General features: G+C 67.6%; 22 protein-coding genes and 1 tRNA gene. 10 read left to right on the top strand and 13 right to left on the bottom strand.

Annotated elements, in window-relative coordinates; all coding sequences use genetic code 11:
* Window positions 1–75: 75 nt before the first annotated feature.
* Window positions 76–456, top strand: a complete 381-nt coding sequence (locus C7416_RS05890; protein WP_013957324.1) for a hypothetical protein — start codon at window positions 76–78, stop codon at window positions 454–456.
* Between the two features lie 39 nt (window positions 457–495).
* Here C7416_RS05890 and C7416_RS05885 read toward each other — a convergent pair whose 3' ends face one another.
* The 6 genes from C7416_RS05885 to C7416_RS05860 all read right to left on the bottom strand — a co-directional run bounded on the left by C7416_RS05885 (window position 496) and on the right by C7416_RS05860 (window position 2,976).
* Window positions 496–780, bottom strand: a complete 285-nt coding sequence (locus C7416_RS05885) for a hypothetical protein (RefSeq protein WP_111517587.1) — start codon at window positions 778–780, stop codon at window positions 496–498.
* A gap of 64 nt (window positions 781–844) precedes the next feature.
* A complete protein-coding gene (locus tag C7416_RS05880) occupies window positions 845–1,069 on the bottom strand; it encodes a hypothetical protein (protein ID WP_062800783.1) in 225 nt (74 codons plus the stop codon).
* A 113-nt stretch (window positions 1,070–1,182) separates the two neighbouring features.
* Window positions 1,183–1,626 carry a YXWGXW repeat-containing protein gene (locus tag C7416_RS05875; protein ID WP_111517586.1) on the bottom strand — a complete coding sequence of 148 codons (444 nt, stop codon included), beginning with the start codon at window positions 1,624–1,626 and terminating at the stop codon, window positions 1,183–1,185.
* Window positions 1,627–1,764: 138 nt separating this feature from the next.
* On the bottom strand, window positions 1,765–1,968 hold the full coding sequence (locus C7416_RS05870; protein WP_092309492.1) for a hypothetical protein: 204 nt from the start codon (window positions 1,966–1,968) through the stop codon (window positions 1,765–1,767).
* 67 nt (window positions 1,969–2,035) lie between these two features.
* A complete protein-coding gene (locus tag C7416_RS05865; RefSeq protein WP_111517585.1) occupies window positions 2,036–2,452 on the bottom strand; it encodes a lysozyme inhibitor LprI family protein in 417 nt (138 codons plus the stop codon).
* 62 nt (window positions 2,453–2,514) lie between these two features.
* The gene (locus C7416_RS05860) at window positions 2,515–2,976 is read right to left on the bottom strand and encodes a CopD family protein (protein WP_111517584.1); all 462 of its coding nucleotides are present in this window, start codon (window positions 2,974–2,976) and stop codon (window positions 2,515–2,517) included.
* A gap of 302 nt (window positions 2,977–3,278) precedes the next feature.
* Between C7416_RS05860 and yfiR the strand changes: the two genes are divergently transcribed.
* Genes yfiR through yfiB form a run of 3 tightly spaced genes read left to right on the top strand, consistent with a single transcriptional unit; the run spans window position 3,279 to window position 5,685 of the window.
* Window positions 3,279–3,881, top strand: a complete 603-nt coding sequence (yfiR, locus tag C7416_RS05855; protein ID WP_111517583.1) for a regulatory sequestration protein YfiR — start codon at window positions 3,279–3,281, stop codon at window positions 3,879–3,881.
* Entirely contained in the window at window positions 3,878–5,155 is a 1,278-nt protein-coding gene (dgcN, locus tag C7416_RS05850) for a diguanylate cyclase DgcN/YfiN (RefSeq protein ID WP_111517582.1), read from the top strand. The genes yfiR and dgcN overlap by 4 nt, the downstream gene beginning before the upstream one ends.
* Window positions 5,156–5,163: 8 nt before the next feature.
* Window positions 5,164–5,685, top strand: coding sequence for an outer membrane lipoprotein YfiB (gene yfiB, locus C7416_RS05845; protein ID WP_111517581.1), 522 nt, complete (start codon window positions 5,164–5,166; stop codon window positions 5,683–5,685).
* A 22-nt stretch (window positions 5,686–5,707) separates the two neighbouring features.
* On the opposite strand, the gene C7416_RS05840 is transcribed toward yfiB, so the two are convergent.
* The 6 genes from C7416_RS05840 to acs all read right to left on the bottom strand — a co-directional run bounded on the left by C7416_RS05840 (window position 5,708) and on the right by acs (window position 11,915).
* Window positions 5,708–5,980 carry a hypothetical protein gene (locus C7416_RS05840; RefSeq protein ID WP_111517580.1) on the bottom strand — a complete coding sequence of 91 codons (273 nt, stop codon included), beginning with the start codon at window positions 5,978–5,980 and terminating at the stop codon, window positions 5,708–5,710.
* 61 nt (window positions 5,981–6,041) lie between these two features.
* Window positions 6,042–6,890 (bottom strand): D-amino acid aminotransferase, encoded by an 849-nt coding sequence (locus C7416_RS05835; RefSeq protein ID WP_111517579.1) that lies wholly within the window; start codon window positions 6,888–6,890, stop codon window positions 6,042–6,044.
* Between the two features lie 107 nt (window positions 6,891–6,997).
* The gene (locus C7416_RS05830; protein ID WP_111517578.1) at window positions 6,998–7,489 is read right to left on the bottom strand and encodes a GNAT family N-acetyltransferase; all 492 of its coding nucleotides are present in this window, start codon (window positions 7,487–7,489) and stop codon (window positions 6,998–7,000) included.
* 131 nt (window positions 7,490–7,620) lie between these two features.
* Window positions 7,621–7,711, bottom strand: a tRNA-Ser gene (locus C7416_RS05825).
* 61 nt (window positions 7,712–7,772) lie between these two features.
* The gene (locus C7416_RS05820; RefSeq protein WP_111517577.1) at window positions 7,773–9,824 is read right to left on the bottom strand and encodes a VC_2705 family sodium/solute symporter; all 2,052 of its coding nucleotides are present in this window, start codon (window positions 9,822–9,824) and stop codon (window positions 7,773–7,775) included.
* Between the two features lie 108 nt (window positions 9,825–9,932).
* Window positions 9,933–11,915 (bottom strand): acetate--CoA ligase, encoded by a 1,983-nt coding sequence (gene acs / locus C7416_RS05815; protein WP_111517576.1) that lies wholly within the window; start codon window positions 11,913–11,915, stop codon window positions 9,933–9,935.
* A 311-nt stretch (window positions 11,916–12,226) separates the two neighbouring features.
* On the opposite strand from acs, the gene C7416_RS05810 reads away from it, so the two are divergent.
* The 4 genes from C7416_RS05810 (at window position 12,227) to murI (ending at window position 16,548) form a co-directional block, all read left to right on the top strand.
* A complete protein-coding gene (locus C7416_RS05810; RefSeq protein ID WP_111517575.1) occupies window positions 12,227–13,186 on the top strand; it encodes a DMT family transporter in 960 nt (319 codons plus the stop codon).
* A 99-nt stretch (window positions 13,187–13,285) separates the two neighbouring features.
* Window positions 13,286–13,834, top strand: a complete 549-nt coding sequence (locus tag C7416_RS05805) for a TIGR00645 family protein (RefSeq protein ID WP_062800812.1) — start codon at window positions 13,286–13,288, stop codon at window positions 13,832–13,834.
* A 200-nt stretch (window positions 13,835–14,034) separates the two neighbouring features.
* Entirely contained in the window at window positions 14,035–15,558 is a 1,524-nt protein-coding gene (locus tag C7416_RS05800; protein WP_062800814.1) for a fumarate hydratase, read from the top strand.
* Between the two features lie 180 nt (window positions 15,559–15,738).
* Window positions 15,739–16,548 (top strand): glutamate racemase, encoded by an 810-nt coding sequence (gene murI / locus C7416_RS05795; protein WP_111517574.1) that lies wholly within the window; start codon window positions 15,739–15,741, stop codon window positions 16,546–16,548.
* A 25-nt stretch (window positions 16,549–16,573) separates the two neighbouring features.
* On the opposite strand, the gene C7416_RS05790 is transcribed toward murI, so the two are convergent.
* A complete protein-coding gene (locus C7416_RS05790) occupies window positions 16,574–18,886 on the bottom strand; it encodes an AAA family ATPase (protein WP_111518074.1) in 2,313 nt (770 codons plus the stop codon).
* 497 nt (window positions 18,887–19,383) lie between these two features.
* Between C7416_RS05790 and C7416_RS05785 the strand changes: the two genes are divergently transcribed.
* Together C7416_RS05785 and C7416_RS05780 are read left to right on the top strand one after the other, a co-directional pair.
* Window positions 19,384–20,040 carry an energy transducer TonB gene (locus tag C7416_RS05785; protein ID WP_092309549.1) on the top strand — a complete coding sequence of 219 codons (657 nt, stop codon included), beginning with the start codon at window positions 19,384–19,386 and terminating at the stop codon, window positions 20,038–20,040.
* Window positions 20,041–20,104: 64 nt separating this feature from the next.
* Entirely contained in the window at window positions 20,105–20,833 is a 729-nt protein-coding gene (locus tag C7416_RS05780) for a MotA/TolQ/ExbB proton channel family protein (protein WP_012353288.1), read from the top strand.
* The last annotated feature ends 20 nt before the right edge of the window (window positions 20,834–20,853 follow it).

Raw genomic sequence — 20,853 nt, 5'->3', positions numbered from 1 at the left:
ACGGCCGTGCCGCGCCATCTTTTGAAGCCGCGGCGTTCCGGGCGATAATGCGGGGATTGAATCAGGGAGAACACCATGGACGAGATTGAAGATCTGTCCGATCTGCCGATGCCCCGCTTTATCTGGGGCTTCGCCGTGATCGCGGGCAAGGGCGGCGAGGTCATGCACGACGAATTCGAGTACCTGACCCACACCCGCAGCCCGCGCTTCACCTGCCGCGTGGTCGAGCTGGAGGACATGCCGGCCGAAAGCGAAGAAGACGCCATCGACGGCCGCATCGTCCACGATGACGACCCGAGCCGCATGTTCTACATCACCGATGCCGGCATGGCGCTGGTCAATTTCCAGTTGTTCGACAAGATGCCGGACAAGCAGAAATTCAAGCGCATCTGCGACGAAGCCATCGCCAACTGGATGCTGCGCCGCGAGTTCCTCGACGAAGAGGAAGAGGACTGATCCCCCTGGCAAAGCGGCGGCACGGCCGCCGCACTGCCGTCAGGCCTGGCTTTGTTCCGGCGGCAGGGCGCCGGCCAGCACTTCATTGAGCAACCCGGTCATGCCGCCCGGGTGATCGGCGGCCAGCGCCTGCAGGCGCTTCACCAGCGTGCCGTCGAGCTTGCACGCGAACGGCACCAGACCCTGCTCCTGGTCCAGCCGGCGCTGCTCGCGCCGGTCCGGGCGCGGCGCGGCGCCGGGCATTCCGCCCCGCCCTGCCGCCGCTTGCTTCAGGCTGTTGGCGATCTTCAGCCCCTTGTTTTTTTCCAGGTCGGTTTTCTTCACGGCAATATCCGAAAGTCTGTAGAGGGCGGTATTGTACGCACCCGCGGCGGCCGCTCCGGCGGCATCATGCGTCGCTGACTTCGATCAGCTCGGCCGCCACCCGCTGGATTTCCGCATAGACCGGTATCGCGTCCATCGGGCCGGTGCAGCCCACCGCCGTGGCCTGGCTGGCATCGGCGCCGGGCGGCAGGAACACAAAGGCCATGCCCGGTTGCCAGCCGGGATGCTTGCGCAGGCTGTCGTTGAGGATGTCGAGATACTGCGCGCGCGTGAAAACGTGCCTTGCCATCGCTACCTCCGGAATCCGCTGCCGATGCGCCGCGCGGGCGCGGTTGTCATGGCGGGGATCGTAGCATGGCAGGGGTGGCCGGCGTTACCGCGCGGCGCGTGGCAGCGCGCCGGTCAGCATTCGCCCTTCTTGGCCTGGCCGGGCGGGCAATGGCCGCCTTTGTTGCCCTTGTTGCCGTGGCCTTGATTGCCGTTGCTTTTGCCCTTGTCCTTGTCCTTGTACCCGCCCTGGTCCCAGCGGCCCGGCACCAGCACCCAGCCGTCGCGCGACTGGATCCAGCGCGGCGACTCATAGACATAGCCCGGGCGCTCGCGCTCCCAGCGGCCCTTCTTCCAGGCGTGCTTGCGGTGGCTATCGTCCCAGTCCCAGTAGCCGGGCATCCACACATAGCCGGCGCGCGGCGCGGGCACGGCCTCGTAGATCGGCGCCGGCGGCGGCACGCCAATGGCGATATTGACCGAGACCTGGGCCAGCGACCCCGCACTGAGGGTCAGGCCCGAACCGAGCAACGCGGCCAGCAGCAAGGCCCTGGCCGGGCGAAGCGCGCAATCCGTCATGGGAGTCCTTTCTTGTGGAGGAACATGCGCATAGTCTAGTGCGCCGTGGGCCTCCCGCAAGGAAAGAGTCGATATCGGCCGGCCATGGATGCCGGCGCGCAACAGCCCGGTGCAAGCCCCGCTTGCGCGCGGGCGATGCTAGTGATCCTCGGCCATCGCCTTGAGCTGGGCCTCGCCGGCAACGCGCGCGGCATCGGAGGTGGTGAAGGTATCGTCCGACACGATCGCGCGCCTGACCTGCTGCGCGCTGAAATCCACCAGCGCGATGACCCACACATAGCGCCCCGACTGGGGTGCGGTCTGCACGAAAGCCTTGAGGTTGTGGCGCGATTCGTTTGCCATGATCCATCTCCGGTTGAGACGTGCCGCAGCACAGGGGTCAGCCAACTCTAGCACAAGGCCCGCGCGCTCACCGGCCGGCGGCCTCGGTGGCGAAGTCGCGCAATTCGCGCACGCGCGCGGCGGTCATCTCCAGCAGGCACGACGCGCCGGCCACGCGCGCCGCGCTGCCGCCGGCGGGATTGGAGACATAGGCGCAATTGGCCTGGCGGTACTCGAGCCAGGCCCGCTGCGCCACCCGCAACTGTCCGGTGCGCGGCGCCTCCAGCCGCCGCAGCAGCGACTGGTAGGCGCGGTTCAACGCCGTATCCTGGACCCGCGACTCCAGCGCCGCGCAGTTGAGCATGTCGGCGGTCGATACGGCCTTGCCCATGCAGCGCTCATAGTCGGCGCTCAGCCCACCATTCTGCGTGCCATTTTCCGCGGCGGCGACGGGGCTGGCCGCCACGGCCAGACCAACGACGGCAACACATGCGAGGACGCGCATAGCAGCTCTCCGTTTGCGTGGTTGTGACAAGTCGAGCCGGATCCCGGCGTTGCGCGGCGCGCTCAGGCAAGCCAGCGGCCCAGCGTCGCCACGGCGATATTGGCCAGCCCCAGCGCGAGGTTGGTGCCTACCGCCTGCCGGATGCGGTTCAGGGCGGCACCGGCGGCTGGCCAGTCCTGCGCATCCACGGCCCGGCCCAGCACCCGGTAGGGGCCGAACCAGACGTAGCAGAAGATCCCCGCCATGACGACGCCGATGCCCAGCATCAGGTGCCAGTTGCGTGGTGCGCCCGCCATGCCAGTTGCCGCCATCATCGCGCCACCGCTCAGCAGGATCGCCACCACCGACGCCCATACCCACGGGAAGAACCGGGCCAACACGCCGCGCCACAGGCGCAGGCGCGGCGGCGGCTCCAGCAGGCTGCCGGCCACCGGCCGCAGGCACAGGTAGGCGAAGAACATGCCGCCGACCCAGACGGCGACGCCGGTCAGGTGCAGCAGGCGGAGAACAGGATCGGCGATCATGGGCGGCAGGGGGCGAGTTGGGGCGATGGCCACATTCTAAGTGTTGTGTCCGCCACGGCGAAGTCTGGCATGCGCACAACAGCGGTCACGGCGGGGTTCAGGAAAACAACAGCGGGGCCGATAAACATTTCGTATCACGCCGCGCCACGAGTCGGTCTGCGAAGAATCCCGCTCGTGCCGCCCGTTTTTGCCCGATCCACCGCAAGGCCGCACGCTTGACCGCCCGGAACCCGGCCACAGACAATACCCGCGGCCAGACAACAACACCGCCACCGGCCGCCCCGCCCTCTTCGTTCCAGACCATGGCGCCTGCCCCAGCCAGCCCCCCGCCGACTCCGCCCGCTGCCCGCGCACGACCGCTGCTGCGCCGGGGCCTGACCGCGCTGTTGCTGGCGGTGACGCTGGCAGTGCTGCCGGCCATGCTGCCCCCCGCGGTCACCGCGCAGCCCGCTCCGCAGCGCGCCGACCTGGTGGCGCGCGTCGTCATCAGCCTGCTCGGCTACGCGCGCTGGCCGGTGGAGCGCGATCCGGTGCGGCTGTGCGTCGATCACGCCAGCCGCTACGCGGCACGGCTCAAGGAAGGCGGCACGCTCGCCAATGGCCGCACCGTGCAGACCCGCCAGGTCGACGTGCTGGCCGACATGCTGCACCCGGCGTGCGATGCGCTGTACGTGGGCACCATGAACGAACCGCGCCGCAAGCGCCTGTCGGCCGAGTTGACCGGCCGCCCGGTGCTGGTCATCGCCGAAGAAGACTTCGAGTGCGAGGTGGGCAGCATGTTCTGCCTCAACATCCGCGACAACCAGGTCTCGTTCCGCGTCAACCTCGATACCCTCGCCCGCAGCGGCGTGCATATGCATCCCGGCGTGCTGCAGCTCGGCCGCCGCAAGGGAGCACCGTCATGAGCCCGCGCCAGCCGGTGCGCGGGCAAGGCGCGCGCCCCACCCTCTACAGCGTGCTGCGCCGCATCCACCTGGGCGTGGCGCTGATCGCGGTATGCACCGCGGGCCTGGCGCTGACCGCGATCGGCGTCACCGCGCTGCGTGTCTACGCCGACCACAACGTGCGGCTGGTGGCACGCTCGATCGCCTATACGCTGGAAGCGCCGGTGGTGTTCCGCGACCAGGCCGCCACCGCCGAAACGCTGGCCGCGATCGCGGCCTCGGAAGACATCGCCCGCGCCACCGTCTATGACCGCGACCACCATGTGCTGGCGGTATGGCAGCGCCCCGGCCAGGCCCCGCTGACCGGCCTGCGCCACGCGCTGGTCGAATGGCTGGGCACCGATGCGGTCGAGCAGCCCATCCTGCACCAGGCGCAGCAGGTGGGCACGCTGCGCGTCAGCGGCGACCCGCGCAACCTGCTGCACTTCCTGCTGCAGGGCGCGCTGGGGCTGCTGGCCTGCCTGCTGCTGACCGCGGTCGGCGCCCACTACCTGGCCAGCCGGCTGCTGGTGCAGATCATCGAGCCGTTGCGCAACCTGATGCGGGTGGCGCACGCAGTGCGTTCGCAGCGCGATTTCGCGCAGCGCACGCCGCCGGCCAGCATCGCCGAGCTCAATGCCCTCAGCGATGACTTCAACGGCCTCCTCGACGAGCTGCAGACCTGGCAGAACCAGATGCAGCACGAAAACCGTTCGCTCGCCCACCGCGCCAACCACGATGCCCTGACCGGGCTGCTGAACCGCGCCGCCTTCGTCGAAGCGCTGGAGCACGCGGTGCGCCACGCCGCCGCCAACGACGAATATGCCGCGGTGCTGTACCTGGACAGCGACGATTTCAAGCACGTCAACGACCGCCACGGCCATGCCGCCGGCGACGCGGTGCTGGTCGCGGTGGCCCAGCGCATCCGCGCCAGCCTGCGCGGCCGCGACACCGTGGCGCGCATCGGCGGCGACGAATTCGCGGTGCTGGCCACCGCGCTGCGTGCCCCCGCCGATGCGATCCAGATCGCCGAGCATATCCTGCACGCCATGGCGTGCCCCATCGACCTTCCCGACGGCGGCTCGGTGCAGGCTTCGCTCAGCATCGGGCTGGCGGTCTTCCCGGTCCACGCGCAAGGCAGCCAGGCCCTGCTGCACGCCGCCGACGCCGCCATGTACGGCGCCAAGCGGCGCTCCGGCGGCATCTGGCAAAGTGCCGAGCCGCGCCTGGACCTGCGCCTCGACGCCAAGCAGTGAGGATCCACATGTTTGCAAGCAGTCCCCCGACAACACACACAATCAGATGGAAAGCCTGGCTGGCGGCTGTCACGCTTGCCAGCCTGGCGCTGGCCGGCTGCCAGACCACGCCGCCCGCCGGCCGCCTGTCGCCGGCACAGCTGGCGGTACTGCAGCAGGAGGGTTTCATGCAGACCAGCGAGGGTTGGGAACTGGGCCTCACCGACAAGGTGCTGTTCGGTTTCAACGAGGACCTGATCGAAGGGGACCGCGCCGCCAACGTGCAGCGGCTCGGCCGGGCGCTGAGCGGCGTGGGAATCGAGCGCCTGCGCGTCGACGGCCATACCGATGATGCCGGCCCGGCGGAATACAACCAGTCGCTGTCGGTGCGGCGCGCCGAGGCCGTGGCCAGGCTGCTGGCCGATGCCGGCTTTGCGCGGGACAATATCGAAGTACGCGGGCTGGGCAAGAGCCGCCCGGTGGCGGACAACCGCACCGCCGCGGGACGCGCCGAGAACCGGCGCGTCGCCATCATCGTTTCGGTTGACTAGCGCGGTGGACTAGCGCGCCGGCTCAGTCACCGAAGGGATTGGGTGCGCGATTCTCCAGCGCCTCGTTCAGGTCGAACTCGTCGCGCACCTTGTCGACCACCGCGCGCACACTGGCGGCATAGCCGTGCAGATTGTCGAAGGCCATGTCCCAGTTGCGGCCGCGCGCGTCGCGTGGATGGGGCTGCGGTGACGGCACGCGGATCCTGGCACCGTCTTCGCCGATTTCATCGATCTGCTGGATACGCCGGCCGACCTCGTCCTGCAAGGCACGCCGGCCGCGGTCACGCTTGGCCATGACTGACTCCTGGCTGAATCCCAACGCATCCTAGCACGCGACGGGAAAGCCTTGCAGGCCCTTACAACGCCGCCTTGGCCGCCTGGTAAGCGGCGTACAGGCGCGTGAACACCGGCCCCGGCACGCCCTTGCCGATCGGGCGGCCGTCGATGCTGACCACCGGCAGCAACTCCTTGCTGGCCGACGACAGCAGCACCTCGTCGGCGGCGAAGACTTCATCCCTGGCGATCCGGCTCGACTCCAGCGCAATCCCCATCGCCTCGCAGATTTCCTCCATGAAGCCGTAGCGGATGCCCTCCAGGATCAGGTTGTCCTTGGGCGGCGCCGACACGCGGCCATCGCGCACCACCCACACGTTCGACGCCGAGGCCTCGGTCAGCCAGCCGTCGCGGAACTGGATCGCCTCGGTCACCCCCTGCTCCACCGCATGCTGCGCCGCCAGCACGTTGCCAAGCAGCGAGGTCGACTTGATCTGGCAATTCAGCCAGCGCCGGTCTTCCATGGTCACGCACGCAACCCCCTGCTCGACCATCTGCGCCGACGGCAGCGCCATCGGATTGGTCATGATCAGTACCGTCGGCACCACCTCCTTCGGGAACGCATGCGTGCGCTTGGCCACGCCGCGGGTTACCTGGATATAGACCAGCTGATCCGACAGGCCGTTGGCCTTGACCACCTCGCCGACCCGCTCCAGCCACTGCGCGGCGCTGTACGGGTCGGGGATGCCGATGCCCTCCAGGCTCCGGTGCAGCCGCGCCAGGTGCTGCGCGCCGCGGAAAGGCTTGCCGTGGTAGTACGGGATCACCTCATAAATGCCGTCGCCAAAGATAAAGCCGCGGTCCAGCACTGGGATGCGGGCCTCGGAGAGCGGGGTCAGGGTGCCGTTGAGGTGGACGATGGGGTCGGACATGGGATGCCTGGGGGCAGTTCGAAAGAGATGCCCGATTCTTTCACGGGCCGCCCGGCAAGGTCATGCAATCTACGCATGAGCCCGGCAAGGCGCCCGTCGCCCGTGGCTCAGACTGGCGCCAGCGCCTTGGACAGCAGCACCGTGGTAAAACCGCTGTCCCAGCTTTCGTCGGGATAGAAATCGATCTCGGCATAGCCCTGACGCCGATAGAAGGCGCGGCTCTGCTGGTTGAACGTATCCGTCTCCAGCCTCGCCTCGCGATGCCCGGCGCGGGCAATCCCGGCTTCCGCATGCGCCAGCAGCGCCCCGCCCAGCCCCATCCGCTGCCAGGCCGGGCCGACATGCAGCGCCCAGATGAAATTGTTTTCCCAATCCACCATCGCGGCCGGCACACCGTTCACGCAGGCAACGTGGAATTCCTGCAAGCGTGCTTCGACGTAACTGCGGGTCTTGCCTTGCTGCTCGAAGGCGTCGGCGGCGGCCGGCGTCAGTTGCGGCTTCCAGGTGCCGAGGTAGGTGTCGATCAGGATCGCTTCCACGGCTTGCGCGTCGGAGGGCAAGGCGGGGCGGATTTCAAAACGGGGGGTGAGGTCGGTCATGAGGCGAGAGCATAACCGGGACGGGTGTAAATCGGCAGCCCTTGCTCAGACACGCTCTAAGCCGCTGACCACCCGGAAACAAAAAAGCCGCCCGAAAAACGGACGGCTTTGCATGGTCTTGCGCAGTGTTCTGGCGGAGAGAGGGGGATTCGAACCCCCGATGGGCTATTAACCCATACACGCTTTCCAGGCGTGCGACTTAAACCACTCATCCATCTCTCCGGGAAGTCCGCGATTATAGCAGAGTTGCAGGTTGAATCCAGTACCTCGTCACCACCCTGCCCTACCCTTTGCGCAGGTAGGTTACCAGCCGGTCGATCACCGGCGCGTTGCGCGGCGTCAGCAGGCTGACCACGATAGCGACCGCGAAGCCGGCCGGGACCCCGAAGGCGCCGGAGGCGATGGGGTCGACGCCGAACCAGCGGTTGCCGAAGATGCCGGTCATGCGGGTGAAGAAGGGATAGTTGACGAAGATGTAGTACACCGCCACGCCGAGCCCGGCGACCATGCCGGCGACGGCGCCGGCGGCGGTGGTGCGGCGCCAGAAGATGCCCAGGATCAGCACCGGGAAGAAGCTGGAGGCCGCCAGCGAGAAGGCGGCGCCGACCAGGAACAGGATATTGCCGGGCCGCAGCGATGTGACGTACGAGGCGAACAGTGCCACGCCCAGCAGCACGATCTTGGCGGTGGTGACGCGCCGCTGGTGGCTCGCCTGGCGGTCGACCATGTGATAGAAGACGTCGTGCGAGAGCGCGTTGGCGATGGTCAGCAGCAGGCCGTCCGCCGTCGATAGCGCGGCGGCCAGTGCGCCGGCGGCGATCAGCCCCGAGATGACGTACGGCAGGCCGGCGATTTCCGGGGCGGCGAGCACGATCATGTCGGGCTGCAGCAGGATTTCTGCCCATTGCACGATGCCGTCGCCGTTGACGTCGCGGATGCCGAACACCGGTGGATCGACCTTGCGCCATTGCACTACCCACTGCGGCAGGTCGGCGTACGGGGTGCCGACCAGGTGCTCGAAGAACTCGTATTTCACCAGCGCCGCGAGCGTGGGTGCCGAAACATAGAGCAAGGCGATGCAGAACACGGCCCACGCCACGGAGTTGCGCGTTTCCCTGACCGAGGGCGTGGTGTAGAGCCGCGTCAGGATATGCGGCAGGCTGGCGGTGCCCACCATCAGGCAGAACACCAGCAGCACGAAATTGAGGCGCTTGGTCTTGCGCTCCTGCTCGGATGCCGCGGGATAGGGTTCGGTGGACGACATCGAATGGCGGCTGCGTGCCAGCGCGTCTTCTCGTTGCTGGTGCCATTGCTGCTGCGCGGCGGCGGCATCGCGCGGGAATTCCAGCCGTTCGCGCTCGAGCGCCTTGATCTCGCGCAGCGGCGCATTGCGCGTGCGCAAGTCCTGCAGGCGCGCATCGAGCGCGTCGCGTTCCTGCGCGAAGGACTCCGGCAGGCGGGCGATGCGTTCCTGCAGCAGGATGGCCTGCTGCCGGTAGTAGTCGCGCACCGCCTGTTCGGCGGGCTCGCGCTCCAGCTGCTGTTCCCGGGCATCCAGCTGCGTCAGCAGCGTGCCGTAGCTCAGTTGCGGCAGCGGTTCCTGGTGGTGCTTCCACGCGATCATCGACACCGTGACCAGGAACGCCACGATCATCATGATGTACTGCGCCACCTGCGTCCAGGTGACCGCGCGCATGCCGCCAAGGAAGGAGCAGACCAGGATGCCCGCCAGCCCGAAGAAGATGCCGACGGCAAACTCGACGCCGATGAAGCGCGTCACCACCAGCCCCACGCCCTGGATCTGCGCCACCAGGTAGACGAACGAGCAAAGCGAGGCGGCCAGCACCGCGATCGCGCGCACCGGCAGGTTGCCGCCGGGCTTGCCGTTGCCGTAGCGCGCGGCGAGAAAGTCAGGGATGGTATAGCCGCCGTACTTGCGCAGGTAGGGCGCCAGCAGGAAGGCCACCAGGCAATAGCCGCCGGTCCACCCCATCACATAGGCCAGCCCTTCGTAGCCCGAGGAAAACAGGATGCCGGCCAGGCCGATGAACGATGCCGCGCTCATCCAGTCGGCGGCAATCGCCATGCCGTTGAACATCGCCGGCACGCGCCGCGACGCGACGTAGTACTCGTTCAGGTCCGAGGTGCGGCAGATCAGCCCGATGCAGGCATAGATCGCGATGGTGATGAACAGGAAGACGTAGCCCAGCCACAGCGCATCGGCGTTGGAGCGTTCGAGCAATCCCATCATCCCCACGAAGCCGAACAGCCCTAGCGTGAACAGGCCGTAGTAGAGCAGCAACCGTCGGCGAAAGCGCGCCTGGGCTTCGGGCATGAGGGGACAGTCCGTGTCGGTGGGAAGCTATCGTAACAAACCCGCCGGCGCGCGGGTGCGCGGCGGCGGGTTCAGGTTTCGGCTCCGGCTTGCCGGATCACCAGCGGGTTACTGCGCCTGCTTGAGCTGCTCGAGGATGGCGGGGTTCTCAAGCGTCGAGGTGTCCTGCGTAATCTCCTCGCCCTTGGCCAGTGACCGCAGCAGGCGGCGCATGATCTTGCCCGAGCGCGTCTTGGGCAGGTTGTCGCCAAAGCGGATGTCCTTGGGCTTGGCGATCGGGCCGATCTCCTTGCCGACCCAGTTGCGCAGTTCGGTCGCGATCTTCACGGCCTCGTCCCCGCTCGGGCGCGCGCGCTTGAGCACGACGAAGGCGCAGATCGCTTCCCCGGTCATGTCGTCCGGGCGGCCCACCACCGCGGCTTCGGCCACCAGCGGGTTGGCCACCAGCGCCGACTCGATCTCCATCGTGCCCATGCGGTGGCCCGACACGTTCAGCACGTCGTCGATGCGGCCCATGATGGTGAAGTAGCCGGTGTCCTTGTCGCGAATCGAGCCATCGCCGGCAAGGTAGAGCTTGCCGCCCAGCTCTTCGGGGAAATAACTCTTCTTGAAGCGCTCGGGATCGCCCCAGATGGTGCGGATCATCGCCGGCCACGGGCGCTTGACCACCAGGATGCCACCGCTGCCGTTGGGCACATCCTGCCCGGTCTCGTCGACGATGGCGGCCATGATGCCCGGCAGCGGCAGCGTGCACGAGCCCGGCACCAGCGGCGTCGCGCCCGGCAGCGGCGTGATCATGTGACCGCCGGTCTCGGTCTGCCAGAAGGTGTCGACAATCGGGCAGTTCTCGTTGCCGACGTTCTTGTAGTACCACATCCACGCTTCGGGGTTGATCGGCTCGCCCACGGTGCCGAGCAGGCGAAGGCTGGACAGGTCGTACTGCTTCGGGTGGATCTTCTCGTCGGCCTCGGCAGCCTTGATCAGCGAGCGGATCGCGGTCGGCGCGGTGTAGAAGATACTGACCTTGTGGCGCGCGATCATGTCCCAGAAGCGGCCGGCGTTCGGGTAGGTCGGCACGCCCTCGAACACCACCTGGGTCGCGCCGGCGGCCAGCGGGCCGTAGGCGATGTAGGTGTGGCCGGTGACCCAGCCGATGTCGGCGGTACACCAGAACAGGTCGTCGGGCTTGATGTCGAACGACCATTTCATCGTCATCAGCGCCCACAGCAGGTAGCCGCCGGTGCTGTGCTGCACGCCCTTGGGCTTGCCGGTGGAGCCGGAGGTGTAGAGCACGAACAGCGGATGCTCGGCACCGACGGGCTCGGCCTCGCAGGTATCCGGCTGGTTGGCGCAGACGTCGTCGAGCCAGCGGTCGCGGCCTTCGGTCCAGCCGACGTTGCCGCCGGTGCGGCGGTAGACGATCACGTTCTTGACGGCCTCGCATCCGCCCAGCGCCAGCGCGTCGTCGGCGATGGCCTTCAGCGGCAGTGCCTTGCCGCCGCGCATCTGCTCGTCGGCGGTGATCAGCGCCACCGCGCCCACGTCGACCAGCCGCTCCTGCAGCGACTTGGCCGAGAAGCCGCCGAACACCACCGAGTGCGTCGCGCCCAGGCGCGCGCAGGCCTGCATCGCGACCACGCCCTCGACCGACATCGGCATGTAGATCACCACGCGGTCGCCCTTCCTGATGCCGAGCGACTTCAGGCCGTTGGCGAAGCGGCACACCTTGGCATGCAGCTCGCGGTAGGTGACGCGGCTGACGGTGCCGTCATCCGCCTCGAACACGATCGCGACCTTGTCGGCATTGCCATTCTGCAGGTTGCGGTCCAGGCAGTTGTACGAGGCGTTGAGCTCGCCGTCCTCGAACCACTTGTAGAACGGCGCGTTGCTCTCGTCCAGCACCTTGGTGAAGGGCTTGTTCCAGTGCAGCAGCTCGCGCGCGTGGCGGGCCCAGAAGCCCTCGTAGTCGCGCTCGGCCTCGTCGCACAGCGCGCGGTAGGCGTCCATGCTGGGGATGGCGGCCTGGCTGGCAAACGCCTCGGGCGGGTTGAACACGCGATGCTCCTGCATCACCGATTCGATGGCGGACATGGACTCGTCTCCTGATTTTGGACTGGCTTTGGCTGCCACGTTACGCCCGACGGCTTACTTAAACCTGACGATAAATCCCTGCGGCCGGCAGGATCAGGCGCTGCAACGTGTTGCATTGCAGCGGGAAGAATCGGGGGGCGCGCCGCGAAAGTGCAGCCTTCTCCATTAGGCTAGCACAGCTATAATGCCGCGAGCCTGATACCTGAATGCGACGCCGGCCCTTGCCGCGCGGCGCCGCACCGACCAGCGCGGACACTGGCCCGTGCATCCCGCCGGCCTGTCGACCGGAACATCCCCAAGGCAAGTACCCCGTGCCCGCCAACGCTCCTGTCTTTGCTCCCGTCTATGTGCTGTTCCTGACTGCCTCTATGGCGCTGGTCGGCAGCAACGTCGGACTCGGCAAGTCGATCATCGCGCATGTGCCGGTGCTGCTGTTCGCGCTGCTGCGCTTTGTCATCGCCATCGTCTGCCTGGCGCCCTGGTACCGGCCCGCGCGCATGCGTCGGGTGTCGCGCGGGGAATGGCTGAACCTGTTCCTGCAGGCGTTCTTCGGCACCTTCCTGTTTACGCTGCTGATGCTCAACGGCGTGCGCCTGACCAGCGCCATGGCCGCGGGCGTGATCACCAGCACCATCCCGGCCACCGTGGCGCTGCTGTCCTGGCTGCTGCTGCGCGAACGGCTGTCGCGGCGCACGCTGGTGTCGGTGCTGCTGGCAGTGGCCGGCATCGCGGTGCTCAACATCGCCCGCGGCGATGCCCACGGCGCCGGCACAGGCAGCCAGGCCTGGCTGGGCAACCTGATGATCATGGGCGCGGTGGTGTGCGAGTCGATCTACGTGATCCTGTCGCGCCGGCTCACGCAGACACTGGCCGCGATCGAGATCTGCGCCTACACGCACCTGATCGGCGGACTGCTGATGCTGCCGCTGGGACTGGTGCCGCTGCTGAACTTCGACGCCGCCGCGGTGCCGGCGCAGACCTGGCTGATGGTGCTGTGGTACGCGCTGTCGGCCAGCGTGTTCTCGTTCTGGCTGTGGATGAAGGGGATCCGCCATGTGCCGGCGCAGCTGGCCGGGGTCTTCACCTCGGTGCTGCCGGTGGCTGCGGCCACCTACGGCATCGTCTTCCTGGGCGAGCAGCCGGGCTGGCCGCACGGCGTGGCGCTGGCATGCGTGCTGGCGGGGATCGTGCTGGCCAGCTGGCCGGGCCGGATCACCCGCGGCGCGTGGCGCGGCAAGGCAGCCGGCGCCGAGCCGCAGGCGCGGGCCTGAGCGCTGCGGCGTGGCCGCGGTTACCGCTGGTAACACAGCGGTGCCACTGGCGCTTGGTACAATCCACGCCGATTTTCAACTCGCCGACCCCGCCCCGCCATGGCTTCCAACCCGATTCCCGAGCAGCAGCCCCAGACCCTGCGGCCGATCCCGAGCATCATCTTCGCGTCGCGCTGGCTGCAGCTGCCGCTGTACCTGGGCCTGATCGTGGCCCAGGGCGTCTACGTCTACCATTTCCTGATCGAGGTCTGGCATCTGCTCGCCCATGTGACCGAGTTCGACGAGAACAAGATCATGCTGGTGGTGCTGGGGCTGATCGACGTGGTGATGATCTCCAACCTGCTGATCATGGTGATCGTGGGCGGCTACGAGACCTTCGTCTCGCGGCTTGGCATCGACAACCATCCCGACGAGCCCGAATGGCTCGACCACGTCAACGCCGGCGTGCTGAAGGTCAAGCTGTCGATGGCACTGATCGGGATCTCGTCGATCCATTTGCTCAAGACCTTTATCGACGCCGAGCAGCGCTCGACCCATACCATCATGTGGCAGGTGGCGATCCACCTGGCGTTCCTGCTGTCGGCCGTGGCGATGGCATGGGTAGACCGCATGGTCACCCACCCCGCCGGCGCGCACGCCAAGCATTGAGCGCGACCCACAGGGCCGACCTTCTTGCTTCGCCAACGACCGCGGCCATGTGCCGCGGTTTTTGCTTTTGGGCCGGCGCAATCGCCGGCAGCGGCGCTTGCCGCACATTACCGGCTGTGGACGACTGTATGCAGCCGGGCAGAGCGCCGCGGCACAGTGTATGATTTCGGGCTGTGTTTCACCGCTGCCCACCCCACAAAATGACCGTCATCAAGCAAGAAGACCTCATCCAGAGCGTCGCCGACTCCCTGCAGTACATCAGCTACTACCACCCGATGGACTACATCACCAGCCTGGGCCGCGCCTATGAGCTGGAGCAGAGCCCGGCGGCCAAGGACGCGATCGCCCAGATCCTGACCAACAGCCGCATGTGCGCGGAAGGCAAGCGTCCGATCTGCCAGGACACCGGCATCGTCACGGTCTTCGTCAAGGTGGGGATGGACGTGCGCTGGGACGGTGCCACCATGGGCCTGACCGACATGATCAACGAGGGTGTGCGCCGCGGCTACACGCACCCCGACAACGTGCTGCGCGCGTCGATCGTCAGCCCGCCGGAAGGCGGCCGCAAGAACACCAAGGACAACACCCCGGCCGTGATCCACTATGAAGTGGTACCCGGCAACACCGTCGACATCCAGGTCGCGGCCAAGGGCGGCGGCTCGGAGAACAAGTCGAAGTTCGTGATGCTGAACCCGTCGGACTCGATCGTCGACTGGGTGCTGAAGACCGTGCCGACCATGGGCGCCGGCTGGTGCCCGCCGGGCATGCTGGGCATCGGCATCGGCGGCACCGCCGAGAAGGCGATGGTGATGGCCAAGGAATCGCTGATGGAATCCATCGACATCCAGGACATCATCGCGCGCGGCCCGAAGGACTGGGTCGAGGAACTGCGCGTCGAGCTGTACGAGAAGGTCAACGCGCTGGGCATCGGCGCGCAGGGCCTGGGCGGCCTGGCCACCGTGCTCGACGTCAAGATCATGGCCTGCCCGACGCACGCCGCGTCCAAGCCGGTGGCGATGATCCCGAACTGCGCGGCCACCCGCCACGTACACTTCACGCTCGACGGCAGCGGCCCGGCCAGGCTGGAAGCGCCGGACCTGTCGCAATGGCCGAAGGTTGAGTGGGCGCCGAACACCGAGACCTCCAAGCGGGTCGACCTGGACACGCTGACGCCGGAAGAAGTTGCCTCGTGGAAGCCGGGCCAGACCCTGCTGCTCAACGGCAAGATGCTGACCGGCCGCGACGCTGCGCACAAGCGCATCGCCGACATGCTGGCCAAGGGCGAGAAGCTGCCGGTGGACTTCAAGAACCGCGTGATCTACTACGTCGGCCCGGTCGATCCGGTGCGCGACGAAGCCGTCGGCCCCGCCGGCCCCACCACCGCCACGCGCATGGACAAGTTCACCGAGATGATGCTGGCCGAGACCGGCCTGATCTCGATGATCGGCAAGGCCGAGCGCGGCCCGGTGGCGATCGAGGCCATCAAGAAGCACAAGTCGGCCTACCTGATGGCCGTGGGCGGCGCCGCCTACCTGGTGGCCAAGGCGATCAAGCAGGCAAAGGTGGTCGGCTTCGAAGACCTGGGCATGGAAGCGATCTACGAGTTCGAGGTCAAGGACATGCCGGTGACGGTGGCCGTGGACAGCGAAGGCACCTCGGTGCACAAGACCGGCCCGGCGGAATGGCAGGCGAAGATCGGCAAGATTCCGGTTGCCGCGCTGTAATTCGCCGCTTTAACCGACCGCAAGCAGTACTCCCCTCTCCCGCTTGCGGGAGAGGGGTTGGGGGAGAGGGCCGGCCCAGGCAGAGGCGACGGCCTTGACTTCGTCGAGGCTCCCGCCCTCTCCCCCGGCCCCTCTCCCGCCTGGCGGGAGAGGGGAGAAAACCCTCCTACCCCCCACCCCGTGAACCCCGCACCCATCGGCGTCTTCGATTCCGGCCTCGGCGGCCTGTCGGTGCTGCGCGAGATCCGCGCCCTGCTGCCGCACGAGCCGCTGCTGTACCTTGCCGACTCGAAGTACGCGCCCTACGGCGAAAAGCCCGAACGTTTTGTCGAAGCGCGCACGCTGCAGGCCTGCGAGTGGATGATCGGCCAGGGCTGCAAGGCGCTGGTGATCGCCTGCAACACGGCCACCGGCCATGCCGTGGCGTTGCTGCGCGAGCGCCTGCCGGTGCCGATCATCGGCGTCGAACCCGGCCTGAAGCCCGCCGCCGCAGCCAGCCGCAGCAAGGTGGTCGGCGTGCTGGCGACCGCCAATACGCTCAAGAGCGCGAAGTTCGCGCGGCTGCTGGCATCGCTGGAGGGTGAAAGCCGCTTCCTGTGCCAGGCGGGGCTGGGGCTGGTGACGCTGGTCGAGCAAGGCCAGACCGTCGGGCCCGCCGTGCGCGAGCGCCTGGAGGCCTATCTCACGCCGATGCTGGAGGCCGGCGCCGATACCCTGGTGCTGGGCTGCACCCACTACCCCTTTCTGGAAGGCGCGATCCGCGCCATCGCCGGCAACCGGCTGGCGCTGGTCGATACCGGCAGCGCGGTCGCGCGCCGGCTGGCGCGCAAGCTCGATGAGCATGCCCTGGCGGCGCCGCCCGATGCCGCGGGCCATGACCGCTTTGTCTCGACCAAGGACGCCGCGCACCTGCGCGCGATGGTGGCCGCGCTGCTGCAGCGGCAAGTCGATGCGGAAACCGTGGTGATCGAGCCGGCGCCGGCGTTCTGACCGGCGCCCTCGGTGACCCCTTCGGTCAGCGCAGGAAGCCCAGCGGCCGGTGCTCGCGCACCTCGGGCTTGATCGCATGCTCCTGGCGCAGCTGCGCCAGGAATTCATCGGGCGTCAGCGCCTCGCCCAGCAGCACGCACTGGCGCTTGACCGTGGCAAAGTCGCCGGGCGTCAGGCAGTCCATCGCGGCCAGGTCCGCGCGCATGGCGTCGGTCAGGCCGGCGGCGTCGCCGTCGAGCGCCTCGTCGACAAACATCGCCACGCGTTGCGCGGGCTTGAGCGCCAGGAAGCGGATCTTGAACGAGAAGCGGCGCAGCGCGGCCTCGTCGATGCGGTCGAACAGGTTGGTGGTGCAGATAAAGATGCCGTTGAAGCGCTCCATGCCCTGCAGCATCTCGTTGACCTCGGAGATCTCGTAATTGCGCACCGCCTGCTGGCGGCTCTGCATGAAGCTGTCGGCCTCGTCCAGCAGCAGCACCGCGCCGTCCTCTTCCGCGCGCGCGAACATCGCGGCGATCTGCTGCTCGGTCTCGCCCACGTACTTGCTCATCAGGTCCGAGGCGCGCCGGATCATCAGCGGCAGGTCCAGCTCGGCCGCGATATGCTCGGCCAGCGCGGTCTTGCCGGTGCCGGGCGGGCCATAGAAGCACAGCGTGCCGCGCTGGCGCACGCGCAGCGCGTCGACGATCTTGACCACGTCGTAGCGAGTCTCGAGGTGCAGGTTCTCGAGCCGGTAGTGCGTGACCACCGGGCGCGCCTCGGCCTCCGGGCGAAGGCCCATGGCGCGGTCGGCATGTTCGAGCTGGCGCAGGATCAGCGCCTCCACCGGTTCTTTCACCGGGTCTTCCAGATTGGGCCGCGCCAGTTCGACAAAGCGCGCCGCCGACTGCACCTGCGCCGGCGTCAGCGTCTTGCGCGCGGCCAGCCCGGCGATAAACGCATCGCTGACATCGAGCCCGCCCAGGTGCTTGCGGATGATGTTCTCGCGCACCAGCGGCGGCGGGATCTTCAGCTCAAGGTGGAACTGGAAGCGGCGCAGGTAGGCCGGGTCGATCTGCCGGATCGAATTGGAGATCCAGATCACCGGCACCGGGTTCTGCTCCAGCGTCTGGTTGACCCAGGCCTTGCCGTTGACCGACGCGCGCGTGTCCTCCTGGCCGAACAGGCTCATCAGCTCGCGCGCGCTGCCCGGGAACACGTCTTCGACTTCATCGAACAGCAGCGCGGTATGGGCGCGCCCGCGCAGGAACGCCTGCGACACCTGCAGCGAGCGGTAGCGATCCTTGCCCGACAGGCTGTTGCCGTCGCGATCCAGGCAATCGACCTCATACAGCTCGCAGCCGGCCTCGCGCGCCAGCAGCCGCGCGAATTCGGTCTTGCCGGTGCCGGGCGGGCCGTAGATCAGCACGTTGACGCCGCTGGCGTGCTGGCGCGTGGCATTCGCCAGCAGCGCGCGCAGGTAGCGGGCATCGGTCTCCACATGCGGATAGTCGGCGGTGGTCAGCGTGGGCGGCGCGGCCGGGCGGGTGAAGACCGCCATCATCTCGGCCTCGTTGGCGTAGTTGCCGAGCAGCACGTGCAGCAGCCGGTCCGACAGCCGCATCAGGTCGCCCAGGTCGGTCACGCTGTTTTCCGGCAGCGGCTGCTCGATCAGGTTGAGCGTCTCCAGCCGCGAGCCGGGCCGCAGCGACGCCGCCACGTCGGCCGCGCCGGCGCCGGTCAGGCCGGCCAGGATCTGGAACGCCTCCTGGCTGTGCGCCACCTTGCAGTCGACCATCACCGCGCGCAGGTCGCGCTTGTACTTGGCCAGCGCGGCATACAGCAGCAGCTTGCGCTCATGGTCGGGCAGGTCCAGCACGTGGCTGAGCATGTCGATATTGCGCACCAGCAGCACGCGCTCGCCCTCGAGCCGCTGGGCAATGGCCGCGGCCGACGCGTCGAACACGGCAAACATATCCTTGGCGTGGTGCTTGACGTACTCGTCGAGGTAATAGAACAGCGCGCTTTCGTCGAAGGCGCTGTTCCACTGGCCGTGGCGGTCGAGGAATTCTTCGGGGGTCAGGCGCGCCGCGCCCTTCCAGGCGGGCATGTCGGCGCAGCGCGCGGCGAGGAAGCGCTGCACCCGCAGCACCACGCCGTACGGCCACACCATCTCCTGCGCGCTGACGGTCAGGACATCGTTGATATTGCTGCGCAGGTTGAAGCGCGGGCCCAGCGCGCAGACCACGCGCAACGCGAACTGCGCGCACATCCAGTCCAGCGCCGAGCTGGACGATGCGCCGGGCATGGAGCGCAGCAGCGTCGATCGGTCATCTTCAGCAAAACGTGTGAAGTCCATGAACGGGTCCCCGAGCGCGCGATGCGCAATGGCGGGCCGCGACAGGCGCACCGCCACGTCTGCAGTGTCTTTCTATGCTAGCGCGCTTTCCCGCCCCGCGGGCGCGCCCGTGCGCCGCCGGCGCCGGCCAGAGTGGCCTGGGGCACCGAGGCGCGGTACGGTGCGGCGCGGTGCGATGGCGTGCCAGCGCGCTTGACTCAACTGTATTGGCCCCTCCCGATTTGCTGCCGGGACTTGCCGGTATAACGCGCGCGGGCGGAAAATTCCAGTTGCGACGCACAAATCACAACAAATAAGAATCATTATCGTTTATACTCAGCAGCTGACACGCTGCCCCAGAGTGGCGCTCCCACGGCAACCCAGTTGAAGGAGCGTTTATCATGGAATTGCTGCTTAGCCTGCTGGTCGGTTGCGGCATCTCGCTGATCCTGTTCTACCGCAAGTGACGGCGCACGGCCGCCGAGGTGTCGCCGCCGGCAGACTTTTGTTGTTGACACATGTTCGACCAACGCTTCTTAAAGATTACGCTCGCCGTGCTGCTGTTCCACGCCGGCCTGCTTTACCTGATCCAGAGCGGCCTGGCCCGCAAGCTCACCGAGGCCGTGATCGCGCCGGAAATCATCGCGCGCATCATTCCGCTCGAGCCGCCCAAGCAGGAGGCCCCACCGGAGCCGCCCAAGCCTAAGCCCAAGCAGGAAACCCCGCCCAAGCAGGTCAAGGTGACCACGCCCAAGCCGACACCGCCGCAGCCCAAGCCGGCGCCGCAGCCGGTCGCCGACCTGCCGCCGACGCCTTCGGCGCCTGAAGCGCCGCCGGCCCCGCCGGCGCCTCCGGCACCGCCCGAGCCCGCTCCGGCGCCGGTATCGGCCGCGCCGCGTGCCGTCGGCATCGGCGAGATCCAGTGCACGCCGCCGCAACCGAAGTATCCTTCCCAGTCGCGCCGCATGGGCGAGACCGGCAAGACCGTGGTGCGGCTGACCACCGATGAAAGCGGCAAGGTCGTGAAGACCGCCGTGGTGTCGTCGAGCGGCTCGTCGCGCCTTGACCAGGCCGCGGTCGAAGCCGTGCAGGCCATGCGCTGCAAGCCCTATATGGACAACGGCCGCGCCGTCGCCGTCACGGCGCAGCAGCCGATCGGCTTCGAGCTGAACTGACCGCCCCCCGATTTCCGATCTCTGATCTGACCTAAACCAAGCGAACTCACCAGGAAACCAACACATGCAGGACCTCGGACTCACCCACCTCTGGTCGCAAGGCGACTTCGTCATGCGTGCGACCGCCATCATTCTGCTGATCATGTCGCTCGCCTCATGGATCGTGATCCTGACCAAGGCGTGGGATCTGGTGCGCCTGAAGAAGATGGCGCAAGGCGCGGAAAAGCGCTTCTGGCACTCGGACGATTTCGACCACGCGCTGGAAACCCTGGGCGCCGGCGATTCCAACCCGTTCCGCACGCTCGCCATCGCCGGCAAGGAAGCCGCCCAGCACCACCGCGCCAGCCAGCCGCAGCTGCACGACGTGATGGATATCTCCGACTGGCTGACCCGCTCGCTGAAGAGCTCCATCGATGAATCGGTGGCGCGCATGCAGTCGGGCCTGGCCGTGCTGGCCTCGGTGGGCTCGACCGCCCCGTTCGTCGGCCTGTTCGGCACCGTGTGGGGCATCTACCACGCGCTGATCGGCATCGGCGCCTCGGGCGTGCCGACCATCGACAAGGTTGCCGGCCCGGTGGGCGAGGCGCTGATCATGACCGCCTTCGGCCTGGCCGTGGCAATCCCCGCCGTGCTGGGCTATAACGCCCTCACCCGCGGCAACAAGTCGGTGATCTCGAAGCTCAACCGCTTTGCCCACGACCTGCACGCCTACTTCGTCACCGGTGCTCGCGTGCGCCCCACCGGCGCCCGCGCCGAGGACGGCACCGTGCGCCTGGCCACGGCCCAGCGCTAAACCGCTAGCAAGGAAGTCAT

This window comes from Cupriavidus phytorum, assembly GCF_003254285.1.
GTDB classification, from domain to species: Bacteria; Pseudomonadota; Gammaproteobacteria; order Burkholderiales; family Burkholderiaceae; genus Cupriavidus; species Cupriavidus phytorum.
The sequence above is the reverse complement of the archived record's forward strand: the minus strand, read 5'-3'. Positions and strand labels throughout refer to the sequence as shown.